12 protein-coding genes are annotated in these 11,332 nt (G+C 68.1%); 6 read left to right on the top strand and 6 right to left on the bottom strand.

The window, feature by feature from the left end:
- The first annotated feature begins 114 nt into the window (after positions 1-114).
- Positions 115-1,329, top strand: coding sequence for a GGDEF domain-containing protein (locus tag H5J31_RS05730; protein ID WP_328701388.1), 1,215 nt, complete (start codon positions 115-117; stop codon positions 1,327-1,329).
- A 68-nt stretch (positions 1,330-1,397) separates the two neighbouring features.
- Here H5J31_RS05730 and H5J31_RS05735 read toward each other — a convergent pair whose 3' ends face one another.
- Positions 1,398-2,750, bottom strand: a complete 1,353-nt coding sequence (locus tag H5J31_RS05735; RefSeq protein WP_181771400.1) for a TrpB-like pyridoxal phosphate-dependent enzyme — start codon at positions 2,748-2,750, stop codon at positions 1,398-1,400.
- Between the two features lie 76 nt (positions 2,751-2,826).
- Here H5J31_RS05735 and H5J31_RS05740 point away from each other — a divergent pair, with 76 nt between their 5' ends.
- The 3 genes from H5J31_RS05740 to H5J31_RS05750 all read left to right on the top strand — a co-directional run bounded on the left by H5J31_RS05740 (position 2,827) and on the right by H5J31_RS05750 (position 5,020).
- The gene (locus H5J31_RS05740) at positions 2,827-3,711 is read left to right on the top strand and encodes an arginase family protein (RefSeq protein WP_181771401.1); all 885 of its coding nucleotides are present in this window, start codon (positions 2,827-2,829) and stop codon (positions 3,709-3,711) included.
- On the top strand, positions 3,708-4,397 hold the full coding sequence (locus H5J31_RS05745) for a dienelactone hydrolase family protein (RefSeq protein ID WP_181771402.1): 690 nt from the start codon (positions 3,708-3,710) through the stop codon (positions 4,395-4,397). Before H5J31_RS05740 ends, H5J31_RS05745 begins: the two co-directional genes overlap by 4 nt.
- A 482-nt stretch (positions 4,398-4,879) precedes the next feature.
- Complete coding sequence (locus H5J31_RS05750) at positions 4,880-5,020, top strand: hypothetical protein (RefSeq protein WP_181771403.1); 141 nt, start codon at positions 4,880-4,882, stop codon at positions 5,018-5,020.
- A gap of 54 nt (positions 5,021-5,074) precedes the next feature.
- On the opposite strand, the gene H5J31_RS05755 is transcribed toward H5J31_RS05750, so the two are convergent.
- From H5J31_RS05755 to H5J31_RS05770, 4 genes are all read right to left on the bottom strand, one after another.
- A complete protein-coding gene (locus tag H5J31_RS05755; protein ID WP_181771404.1) occupies positions 5,075-5,707 on the bottom strand; it encodes a lasso peptide biosynthesis B2 protein in 633 nt (210 codons plus the stop codon).
- Between the two features lie 56 nt (positions 5,708-5,763).
- Complete coding sequence (locus H5J31_RS05760; RefSeq protein ID WP_181771405.1) at positions 5,764-7,584, bottom strand: albusnodin/ikarugamycin family macrolactam cyclase; 1,821 nt, start codon at positions 7,582-7,584, stop codon at positions 5,764-5,766.
- Between the two features lie 5 nt (positions 7,585-7,589).
- Positions 7,590-7,775, bottom strand: a complete 186-nt coding sequence (locus tag H5J31_RS05765; protein ID WP_181771406.1) for a lasso RiPP family leader peptide-containing protein — start codon at positions 7,773-7,775, stop codon at positions 7,590-7,592.
- A gap of 263 nt (positions 7,776-8,038) precedes the next feature.
- Positions 8,039-9,256: an ROK family transcriptional regulator gene (locus H5J31_RS05770; protein WP_181771407.1), complete on the bottom strand. Its 1,218-nt coding sequence runs from the start codon at positions 9,254-9,256 to the stop codon at positions 8,039-8,041.
- A gap of 356 nt (positions 9,257-9,612) precedes the next feature.
- On the opposite strand from H5J31_RS05770, the gene H5J31_RS05775 reads away from it, so the two are divergent.
- Positions 9,613-10,410 carry a PIG-L family deacetylase gene (locus H5J31_RS05775; RefSeq protein WP_181771408.1) on the top strand — a complete coding sequence of 266 codons (798 nt, stop codon included), beginning with the start codon at positions 9,613-9,615 and terminating at the stop codon, positions 10,408-10,410.
- A 9-nt stretch (positions 10,411-10,419) separates the two neighbouring features.
- A complete protein-coding gene (locus H5J31_RS05780; RefSeq protein WP_236004737.1) occupies positions 10,420-10,878 on the top strand; it encodes a YfbM family protein in 459 nt (152 codons plus the stop codon).
- 53 nt (positions 10,879-10,931) lie between these two features.
- On the opposite strand, the gene H5J31_RS05785 is transcribed toward H5J31_RS05780, so the two are convergent.
- Positions 10,932-11,330 (bottom strand): RidA family protein, encoded by a 399-nt coding sequence (locus H5J31_RS05785; protein WP_037346722.1) that lies wholly within the window; start codon positions 11,328-11,330, stop codon positions 10,932-10,934.
- Between the last annotated feature and the right edge of the window lie 2 nt (positions 11,331-11,332).

Consider the following 11,332-nt stretch of genomic DNA (forward strand, 5'->3'; position numbering starts at 1 on the left):
GCCCGCGCATGGGTCCCACCCCCTCACACCCTCGGATCCGGTCACGCGTGGTGCACCCACGCCTACCCATACAGCGTAGTGACACCTAGTATCCAACCGATTACGTTCGTCACCGTGGCGCTAACGAATTGGGCGCTGTGGCGGCTACCCCACCGCAATTTGATCGGCTTCGTCCTCCTGGTGGACGTCGCGGCGATCGTGGGATCCGCCTGGACTCTTCTCCGTGTGCCCCTCAACCCCGGCGACGCGGTCCCTTTCGCGGTCCTGATCGCCAGCATCGTGCTGTACACGGAGTTGTCGCGTCCGGTGGAACGGGTGCGGGAGCGGTTCGCGGGAACGCCGCACATCTCGCTGGACAGCGTCTGGACCTTCGCCGCGGTCCTGCTGGTGCATCCCACGCTCGCCGCGCTGGTCATCGCCGTGTCCTTCTTCTACCGCTGGTACCGAGGGCAGCCGAACCCGCTGTTCCGGCGGACGTTCTCGATGTCGGCGACCGTGCTCTCGGGTTTCGCGGCCGCCGCCTTCCTCGACCGGTACGCGGTCCCGTTCGACGTGATGCCCCGCGACGTCCGGTCGTTCGGCGTGGTCGTCGTGGCCGGCGGGGTGTTCCTGCTGGTCAACACGGTGTTGATGACCATCGCGGTCTACTACGGCACCCCTCATGACAGGCTGCGCGACGCGCTGGCGAAGCCGTTCGAGTACGCCCTCGAAGCGGCGACGATCGCGCTCGGTGTCGTGGTGGCGTGGGCGCTGCGGGACTGGCCGGTGGTACTGCTGCTGATCGTCGGGATCACGCTGGTGCTGCACCGCGGCGTGCTGCTGCGGCAACTGAAGCGGCAGGCACGCAGCGACGCGAAGACCGGGTTGCTCAACGCCAAGGCGTGGCGCGACGCCGCGACCGACGAACTCGACCGCGCGTGCCGCGCGGGACGGCACACCAGCCTGCTGATGCTCGACGTCGACCGGTTCAAGCTCATCAACGACCGGCACGGGCATCTGGTCGGCGACCAGTACCTCGCCGCCATCGCGGAGACGCTGCGGACCGAGGTACGCGGAACCGACCTGGTCGGGCGGTTCGGCGGCGAGGAGTTCGTCGTCCTGCTACCCGGCACCCCCGCCGTGCACGCGCACGCGATCGCGGAGCGGATCCGGTCGAGTATCGCTTCGCACGCCGATGATCTGCCGGAGCACGTCACCGTTTCGATCGGCCTCGCCGACCGGCCGGGCATGACCGACCTGGACGCCCTGATCGCTGTCGCGGACCGGGCGCTGTACGAGGCCAAGAACACCGGGCGGAACCGGACGTCCGGCTACCAGGTGACCGGCTGACCCCGCGTTCAGTCCTCTGAATGCGGTAGTTGCACGCGCAAGGACCGCATTCAGAGGACTAAACGCGATCACGGGAGGCCGGCGAGAGACTTCTCGAGGGCGGCTTCGGAGAGGTTGTTGTCCACCATCTCGCCCGCCAGGTACGCGCCGTACGCGGGGAGGTCGAGGTGCGCGTGGCCGCAGAGCGCGGTCAAGATCACCTTCTCCTCACCGGTTTCCTTGCACCGCAATGCTTCCTGAATACAGGCCGCGAGCGCGTGCGTCGGCTCGGGCGCGGGGATGATGCCTTCCGTACGGGCGAATCGCACCCCGGCGGCGAAACAATCCTCTTGGCCGATGGCGATCGCGTCGATCAGCCCGAGTTCGTGGATATGCGAGATCAGCGGTGACATCCCGTGGTAGCGCAGGCCACCCGCGTGAATCGGGTCGGGGATGAAGTCGTGACCGAGGGTGTGCATCTTGAGCAACGGCGTCAGCCCGGCGGTGTCCCCGAAGTCGTACGCGTACTTCCCCCGGGTGAGCGAAGGGCAGGCGGCCGGCTCGACCGCGCGGATCACCGGGTCCATCCGCCCGGCGAGTTTCTCCCGCAGGAACGGGAAGGCCAGCCCGCCGAAGTTCGATCCGCCGCCGGTGCAGCCGACGAGGACGTCCGGGGTGTCCCCGGCGAGTTCGAACTGCTTGAGCGCCTCTTCGCCGATGATCGTCTGGTGCAGCAGGACATGGTTGAGCACGCTGCCCAGCGCGTACCGCGTGTTCTCCGCCTGCGCGGCCTGCTCCACCGCCTCGCTGATCGCGATCCCGAGACTCCCGGTGGAGTCCGGGTCGGCGGCCAGGATCGCGCGGCCGGACCCGGTCAGCGTGGACGGGCTGGGATGCACCGTCGCACCGAAGGTCTCCATCATCAGCTTGCGGTACGGCTTCTGGTCGTAGGAGGCGCGGACCTGCCATACCTCGCATTCGAGGCCGAAAGTGGCGCAGGCGAAGGCGAGCGCGCTCCCCCACTGTCCGGCGCCGGTCTCCGTGGTCAGCCTGGTGACACCCTCGGCCGCGTTGTAGAACGCTTGCGGCACCGCGGTGTTGGGCTTGTGCGAACCGACCGGGCTGACACCCTCGTACTTGTAGTAGATGCGCGCCGGCGTGCCGAGCGCCTTCTCCAGGCGTCGCGCGCGGAACAGGGGCGACGGACGCCAGAGCCGGTAGACGTCCTGAACCTCTTCGGGGATGTCGACGTACCGTTCGGTGGTGACCTCTTGAGCGATGAGCGCCTGCGGGAAGAGCGGCGCGAGATCGTCCGGGCCGACCGGCTCGCGCGTGCCCGGATGCAGGGGCGGCGGTGGTGGCTCCGGGAGATCCGGGATGACGTTGTACCAGCGGGTCGGCATGTCAGCTTCGTCGAGGATGTACTTCGTCCGCTCCACCATCGCGCCTCCTACAGTGAGCCTTCCAACCTAAGGGGACGGACAGCGCGACACCAGGAGTCACTACTACGGTGTGGGCATGGGGAATCTCGTACTGCTCGACGCACCGTCGAATCTCGGACTGCGTCCGCCCGCCGAAGGAGTGGTCCCGGGCTGTTACAAGGCGCCGGGTGCGCTGCGTGATCACGGCCTGCTCACTCGCTTGGGCGCCGCCGATGGCGGCGTGGTCACCCCGCCGCGTTACCTGCCCGACTGGTCGCCCGGAAGCGGTGTCCGCAACGCCGCGGGCATAGCCGACTACACGGCGAAGCTGGCCGGACGGCTGGCGAAGATCCGCGCGGACGGCGGCTTCCCGGTCGTACTCGGCGGCGACTGCTCGATCGCTCTCGCCGCGACGCTGACTCTGCGTCGCGAAGGCCGCTTCGGGATCGTCTACTTCGACGGGCACGACGACTTCCGGCACCTCGGTAACGCCGACCACGTCGGCGCGGTCGGCGGTGAGGCCCTGGCCGTCGTGACCGGCCGCGGCGCTCCGGAACTGGCCGATGTGGACGGCCTCTCGCCGTACGTCCGCGACGAGGACGTCCTGGTTCTGGGCGTCCGCGAAGAGGAGTCCGCCGAAGCGCGCGAAGCCGGGCTTCGCACGTTCACCAGCCAGGAGATCATGGCGTCCGGCACCTCGGGCGCACTCGCCGCGGCGCGCGAGATCTTCGCGCCGCTGGACGGTTTCTGGATCCACATCGACATCGACACGCTCGACCCGGAGTTCGTGTCCGCTGTGGACAGTCCCGACCCCGGCGGCCTCGGCCCGGACGCGCTGGTCGAACTCCTCCGCGGGCTGGTCGCGCTCCCCGGCGCGGCCGGACTGGAACTGACCATCTTCGATCCCGACCTCGACCCCGACGGCACGCAGGCGGCGCTGGTGGCGGATTGCCTCGTACGCGCACTGGAAGGAACCCGATGACCCAGGTGACCGTCGCCGACGGCGCGTTCGAAGCCCCGCTCTGGCTGCCCGAATCCGGCTCCGGCCCCGGTCTGGTGCTGATCCAGGAGATCTTCGGCCTCGACGACTACCTCAAATCGGTCGCCGCCGACCTGGCTGCGCTCGGCTACGTCGTCGCCGTGCCCGAACTGTTCTGGCGGATCGCCCCCTCCTGGTCCGCCACGCACGACGAAGCCGGCGTCTCGGCGTCGATGGAGGTCGCCGGGAAACTCGACCCGGCACGCGCGGTCAACGACGTCCTCGCGACCCTGGCCATGCTCCGCGACCTGCCCGAAACCGATGGCCGCGCGGGCGTCTTCGGCTTCTGCCTCGGCGGTTCGATGGCCTACGCCGCAGCCGCCGAAGGCACCCCGGACGTCGCCGTGTCGTACTACGGCTCACAGGTGCCGGGGCAGATCCCGTTGCTGGACAAGATCTCCTGCCCCATTCAGTTCCAGTTCGGCGGGGCGGATCCGTACATCCCCGTCGAGGGTGTGCGGAAGCTGGCCGACGCGGTGGCTTCTCACGACGGCGCGGAGATCCACATTCACGAAGGCGCGGGGCACGCGTTCCACAACCACGTGGCGCCGATGTTCCATCAGCCCGAGCCCGCGGCCGCCGCCTGGGAGCTGACACTGGAGTTCCTGAGGCGGACCTTCCCCGCTTGAACCGTTACCGGCCACTCACCCGGCCGGGTGAACTATCCCAGCGCTTTCCGATCCCCGACGAGGACGTTCTGGCCGTAGTCGGACCGGACGTCTGCTTCGGGATTACCGTCGCGGCTTCCGGTCATCACGGCGGACGTTCAAATCTTCGGCCGTCCGGCCGCTTCGGGCAGGCCGGACGCAACGTACGAGGTCTCCCGCCGCGACAACGCCGGACGGCCGAAGGCGACGGCCGAGGACGCACAGCGAAGCCCACGGGAACGCACCCCGGTCGTCGAACCCGTCGCTGTTCTTCGAATCGCAGCAACCATCGCCCGATCCCCGCCCGATTTCTTTATTTCGACACATCACCCTCTCCCAATTAAGGGAAACCGTCGCTTAAGCCGAAATAGACGCCGAAGTAAAAGGCGAAAACGCGGCTCGGACACCCCTCGGCGACCCGTGTCAAACTCAGGTTGTCGGGTGAAATCAGGGGAGGTGAAGACATGAAGGTTCGTTTCGCATTGGAAGTCCGTTGTAGCGATCTCCCCACTCTGCCGCTGCGCTGGTGGATCACCATCGTCGTGGTGATCTTTTTGGCGCCGTCGTACGATTGGAGTGAGCTGATCACGTTGCTGCACCACTGAGCGACGACGGAAGGAAAAGGCGATCGCGGCGCCACCGCGATCGCCTTTTCCCGTTCACAGGGTCAGCACCCGCCGATATCCGGAGAAGCCGGGCTCCTCCGCCGGGAGAACCGGGACGCCCTCGCTTTCGACCCAGGCGTGGAATCGGTACGGATCCTCGGCGACGCCCATCACCCACGTGAGTCGTCGCCGGGACAACCACGCGGTGAGCACGGCGGCCAGCGACTGTTCGAGACAGGCCACGCGACCGGGAAAATGCTTCGCGACCCGGTCGATCATGTGGACCATGGCCGCCGCTTCTTCCGTGGTGGCAGCGGTGCGGCCCCGTACGCGCAGGGCCGCCGCGGCCCGGAGCGTCCAGCGAAAAGGCAGGCACAGCAGGAGTGTCACCAGTACCAGGGCCAACCTGGCCCGCAGCCGGTATCGGCCGCTTCCCGTGCCGGCGACGATCGGTGGACCCGTGCCGGGCACCGTCGATGCCTCCGGGGTTTCGAACACGACAAGGTTCCGATCGGCCAGCCGCTGGACCATTTCCTCGGCATCACGGCGGATCCGTCCTTCGCCCACCGACGGGTGCCGATCCTTGACCGCCTGTACCGCGGTCTCGAGTCCGCCGGTGCGCAACTCCCGGCACAGTAACGCGGCGGTGGTGTTGAGGGCGTACCAACGACCGCTACGCAGATTCAACAGCACACCCCCCTCGTGCTCGGCGGCTTCGACATGAACCACCCTCGATGTCCCGGTCACGCCGCACCACCGTCGATCCCCTGCAGCCACAGATCGGCGGCGAACAACCGGTTGAGCGCGGGGAACGGTGTCTGCAGGCCGGTGGTGGCACGCGACAGCGCCGCCTTCACCTTCCCCGGCTCGATCAGGCCGAGATCGGCCAGCCTCGTGCGGGACAGACGGGCATTGAGCTCCGCCGACGCTTCGCGGACGCCTTTGTAGTCCTCGCCGGAGTAGTTTCCCTTGGTACTGCGCGAAAGCACCGCTTCCGGTACGACGCCGGAAAGCGCGCGGCGGAGCAGGGGCTTGCGGGTCGCCGGATCGGCCCGCTGGTACGCGGGGAGCGTGAGACAGGCACGGATGACGTCGTTGTCCAGGAATGGCGCCTGCGGCCAGATCCCGAACGGCCGCGCGCGTTCGTCGAGCTGCCGCTGGACCATTCCGGCGGTCCGGACCTCGGCCACCGCGGCGCAATCGCCGATCCCCGCGCCCGCGGGCGGGGTCAGCTCGGCGGCCCCGGCGCGCAACAACTCGGCCAACCGCGTCCGCATCGGTCCGGTCAGCCAGGTGGTCTCGGCACCCGGCTCTGGCCACCACGCGATCGCGTCCAGCCACTGGACCTGACGGTCCACCGGCCGCTCGAAGCGGTTCGCCGACGAACGCAGGGCGCGGCCGAGCGAGGTCAGGGAGAGCTCCGTGGACCGCGCCAGCACCCGAGCGGGCGCGACCTTGCGCTGACGGGCGAGCTGACGGCACTCCCGGTTCAGTCTCCGCAGCGCGCCTTGACGCGCGAGATCACCCAGATAGCCCGGCGCGGCCACCAAAAGGGCGTCCGCGCCCTCGCCACCGAGGTGCACGCCACCGCCCTCGTCCGCGATGTGCCGCAACCGGAGCCTCGTCCGGACCTGGGTGACCGCACCCGGATCAGGCAGATCCGTCGGGGCGGCCGTGTCGAGCCCTTGGTAGGAAAGTGAGGCACGAGTGCCGGTGATGACCGTGTTCCGCAGCCGCCGGTCGTGCTCCAGATAGCGCTTCGCGTGGCTCAGGTCGTCGGCCGGCGCTTCGGGATGGTGGTAGGTGAACACCGGGAGCACCCGATCTCGCTGCCCGGCGGCCAAGAAGGCCAGCGATGTCGAGTCGAGACCACCACTGAAGTCGGCGGTCAGCCGCGGTGCGGCGCGAGCGCGAACGGCGTTCTCGAGGGCCGCACGCAGCGCGTGCGCGGCTTCCTGGGGCGACCGGTTCCGATCCGGGACGAGGGTTTCGTAGACCCAGGTCCGGCACACGCCGTCGCGGCGCACTTGCACCGCCTGACCGCCCGTCACCCTCTTGAGTCCCCGGTAGACGGAGTGCGCATCGGTCGGCAGGGGGATGCCGGGGCAGAACACCTCGGCCGCGAGGGCGAGCACGTCCGGTTCCTGCCGCAGACCCGCTGCCCGGGCAGTGACTCCCGCCCGGGTACCGAGCACGGTCCGGCCGGAGGTCGTGTGGAAATAGAGCGGGTACTGGCCCGCGAGATCGACGAACGCGGTCACATCGTCCGGTCGGACCACCACCGCCAGGTAGCTGCCCGGCCACCGGGTGACGTCACCGAGCCGGTCCTTTTCCAGCGCGTGGCGGAAGTCCCCGTGAACGATCGCGTCACTCGCGAAGCATTGGCCGACCAGTGCGAGCATTCCCCCTGGGCAGCGCACCGTCCGCACTTCGCGGTCCCGCCACGCACCGAACGTGACCCACGAGGTCTCACCGGCCCACACCGGCTCGGCGCGGGCCGACCCGGCCTCGGCAGGCACCGGCCCGGGAACGACTCCGAGCAGGCCTGGCACCTCGGTGGTCACGGGACTCACCAGTAGTACTGCGAGTTGGAGTCGGCGCTCCCACTGGACGAACTGCCCAGCGTCAGTTCCCGCACGTGCCCGAGATCGAAGAGCAGCGGCGGTTCGTAGCCGACGGCCTCGGCGGGCGCCTCGGTGCCCGGGGCGGAGAGATCACCGGCCGGCGACGAGTGGGACACGGGAAGCAGGTTCATGGTCGGCACCTTCGAGTCTAGGTATCTCCTGAGCGACAGGAGAACGCGCATCTCCCTGTTAGACCATAGGGAAGGCAGGATCGTAACGGGGGGTCAATTGTGGCCCTTTGGCAGGCCTACCGGAAGACCCTGCGGAATTCGGGCAGCGGAGAAGAAAGCGGCTCGCCTCACCGCAAATAATCACACGACCGAGTGAACCGCTCTTTCCATCATCGCCGAGTGCCGATTTTAACGACGAACAGAACCATTCGCCCGCCTTTTGTTCAATTCGAAACAACGCCACCGGAGGCGCCCTCGCCAGGGTTCTCCTGCTGGTGTGCGCGCAGTCCCAGGATCAGCGCGCCATGCGCCTCGGCGAGCGCGTTCAGCTGACTGGTCCGCAGCTCGAACCGTCCGTCGTCCGCGACCGCCCCGCCCAGGGCATAGCGCTGAAGCTCCTGACGACAGGGATCGACGACGAGTTCCCGCGCGGCGGCCAGTTCCCCGCCGATCACCACCAGGCGCGGGTTCACCAGATTGCACAGCTGAGCCAGCGCGAAACCCAGCATCCGGCCGGCGTCGGTGACGATCCGACGGCACGCGGCATCACCTTTCTGCGCCGCATCGATCAGTGCGCGCAGGTCGTTGGGCAGGCGATAGTCACGCCGTCCCGCTTGACGCACCTGACTGATCAAGGCTTCGGCGCCGACGAGGGTGTCGAGGCAGCCCCGTCCGCCGCACAAGCACACCAGGCCGTCCCGGTCGACGGTCAGATGACCGATCTCGCCTGCCATCCCCCGCTCGCCGCGCACCAGCTTGTCGCCGATCATGATCCCCGCGCCGACGCCCGTCGAAGCCTTGATGTACACCACCGTTTCCAGGGGTTTCTCCAGGCCGTAGGTCTGCTCGGCCATCGCGCCCAAGTTCGCGTCGTTGTCCACCGCCACGCGTACGCCGAGCAACTTCTCCAAGCTGGCGGCGGGGTCGTCGGTCTCGGACCAGGGGGGCAGGACCGGAGTGGTGAACCGCCCGCTGCGGGGATCGATCATCCTCGGCACGGCCAGTCCAGCCGAAACGACGTCGCCCATTTCCTGTCCCGTCCCGTCCACCACGGTCCGGATCAGGCCCATCAACCGAGGAAGCAACTGAGTGAACCCGCGGTTGGCGCCTTCGATCTCGATCGCGGACTGGATCGTTTCGAAGGCCCCATCGACCGGCCTGGCGATCACCGCCATCCGCCGGAAGCCGAGATCGATTCCCAGCGCGACGCCCCTGGTCGTGGCCAACCGGACAGGATCGCCCTTCTGCCGGTGTTCGACCTCGACGATCCCTTTCTTCACCAGTTCAGCGACGGCGGTGGAAACCGAGGCCCCCGAAATCCCGAGCCGCCGGGCGAGGATCGACTGCTGGTCCGCTTTGATCATGATTTCGATGATCAGCTTCCGGCGGTTCTGCTCCTTCGTCCCGACCGCTGGACCGAGCAGTTCCCGCGCCTCAAGCATCGGACCCCTCTTCCTTGCCGCACGACCCAAAACTTAAGCCGGATCAAGGCACGCTAACAGAGGGACCTTCAAGTTTAAGGAGCCGCGTCTTAACGATTCACGCAAGCCGACCGGAACCCGCCTATTGGCGATCCGCCGAAAAGTACACGGTCGCCACAAAATCCCGACTTTGGTCGTAGGCCGGCGAAAGTCTGCGCGTTCTTTCGGATAGTCCGAATGCCTGATGAGGCAGCCGGAGCCCACCACGCCGATCCGTCGTCGGCACCCCTGCCCGCTGACGAAAGCGTGGCGAGGGGCGGCTCGGACGATCCTCCCGCCGCCGGAATATGTCGGTGCCTCCCGGTAGTTTCCCCAGCATGGCCACATTGGTGAGTTTTCACGCCCACCCCGACGACGAGTGCATCGTCGCGGGCGGCGTCATGCGCAAGGCCTTCGAGGAAGGTCACCGTGTCGTGCTCGTCGTCGCGACCAGGGGTGAGGTCGGCGAGGTGCCGGACGGGTTCCTCGACGACGGAGAGGAGTTGTGGCAGCGCCGCGTCGAGGAGACGCATGCTTCGGCCGAGGTGCTGGGGGCCAAACGCGTGGAGTTCCTGGGGTACACCGATTCCGGCATGATGGGTGAGCCGCGCAACGACGTGCCGGGCACGTTCTGGCAGGCCGATGTCGAGGAGGCCGCCCAGCGTCTCGCGGAGATCCTGCGCGAGGAGGAGGCAGACGTCCTGACCGTCTACGACGACAACGGCGGTTACGGGCATCCGGACCACATCCAGGTGCACCGCGTCGGGATGCGCGCGGCCGAACTGGCCGGCACGCCGCGGGTCTACGAGGCGACGAGCAACAGTGACGAAATGCGCCGCGGCATGGAAGAGGCGGTGCGGACCGGGCAGATGAAGGCCGAGGACCTCCCCGATTTCGACGAGGGCGGCGCCGAGTTCGGCAAGCCGGAAGCGATCTTGACGGCGCGGGTCGACGTCAAGGCGTACCTGCCGCAGAAGCGGGCCGCGATGCGCGCGCACGCCAGCCAGATCAGCGAGGATTCGTTCTTCCTCGCGATGCCCGACGAGGCTTTCGCGCAGGCGTTCGGCGTCGAGTGGTTCATCCGCGCCGGTCAGGGGCCGGGTATCACCGAGACCGACATCATGGCGGGTCTGTAGCCGATGGGGATGTGCGGTGCTTATCTGCGGGTCACGTCCGAAGAACTCCGTGAGCTGCGCGAGAAACCCGAGCGGTACTGGGAGTACGCCGACAAGGCCCGGGACACCGAGCGGGCGGCGGATGTCGACAAGGCCTGGCACGCGCTGTGGTACCTGATCGGCAAGGCCGGGTTCGAGGTCGACTTCGTACTGGGCGGGGCGCTGCTGGGGGAAGCCGACAGTGACGGGCCGCCGCGGTACTTCACCGCGGCCGAAGTCGAGACGATCTCGGCGGAGCTGTCGCGGACCGGGTTCGATCAGCTCTCCAGCGGTGTCGAGCTCGCGGAACTGGACGCCAACGGGATCTACCCGCAGATCTGGGACGAGCCCGACGCGCTGGACTACGTACGCGCGGGCTACGACGACCTCGTGACCTTCTTCGCCGGCGCCGCGAAGGCCGGTGACCAGGTGGTCACCATCGTCACCTGAATCGCGATCCGGCACCTGATCGCGATTCAGGTGCCGAATCGCGGCGAGGGGCGTCAGGCCGTGGCGGCGGTGACGTCGAGTTCGACGAGCTGCCCGGGATAGCCGAGCTGCGCGACGCCGAGCAGGGTGCTCGCGGTCGTGAAGGCTTCGCCGATCTCCGACTCGACGAACCGGTCCCACACCGCCGAAAGCACGTCGGCGTCCGGCGTCACCACGTAGATCACCGTGCGCACGACGTCGGCCGGGGTGGCCTTGGCGAAGGCGAGCGCGGCCGCGGTGTTCGCGACGACCTGGTCGACCTGGGCGAGCACGTCGCCCTCGACGACCTTGCCGTCTTCGGCGAGCGGGCACTGGCCGGCGAGGTGAACGTCCCGCCGTCCTTCGACGATGGTGACGTGGTGGTAGGTGGGCGTCGGGTGCAGACCGGGCGGATGGTGGCGTTCAATGGTCACGA

This window comes from Amycolatopsis pittospori (assembly GCF_013870525.1).
GTDB lineage: Bacteria > Actinomycetota > Actinomycetes > Mycobacteriales > Pseudonocardiaceae > Amycolatopsis > Amycolatopsis pittospori.

What these genes read in the sequence shown, in the direction of transcription:
- H5J31_RS05750 (WP_181771403.1), top strand. Translation starts at nt 4,880, where the DNA reads ATGAAGGTTCGTTTCGCATTGGAAGTCCGTTGTAGCGATCTCCCCACT.
- H5J31_RS05745 (WP_181771402.1), top strand. Translation starts at nt 3,708, where the DNA reads ATGACCCAGGTGACCGTCGCCGACGGCGCGTTCGAAGCCCCGCTCTGG.
- H5J31_RS05765 (WP_181771406.1), bottom strand. Translation starts at nt 7,775, where the DNA reads ATGAACCTGCTTCCCGTGTCCCACTCGTCGCCGGCCGGTGATCTCTCC.
- H5J31_RS05740 (WP_181771401.1), top strand. Translation starts at nt 2,827, where the DNA reads ATGGGGAATCTCGTACTGCTCGACGCACCGTCGAATCTCGGACTGCGT.
- H5J31_RS05770 (WP_181771407.1), bottom strand. Translation starts at nt 9,256, where the DNA reads ATGCTTGAGGCGCGGGAACTGCTCGGTCCAGCGGTCGGGACGAAGGAG.
- H5J31_RS05775 (WP_181771408.1), top strand. Translation starts at nt 9,613, where the DNA reads ATGGCCACATTGGTGAGTTTTCACGCCCACCCCGACGACGAGTGCATC.
- H5J31_RS05735 (WP_181771400.1), bottom strand. Translation starts at nt 2,750, where the DNA reads ATGGTGGAGCGGACGAAGTACATCCTCGACGAAGCTGACATGCCGACC.
- H5J31_RS05780 (WP_236004737.1), top strand. Translation starts at nt 10,420, where the DNA reads ATGTGCGGTGCTTATCTGCGGGTCACGTCCGAAGAACTCCGTGAGCTG.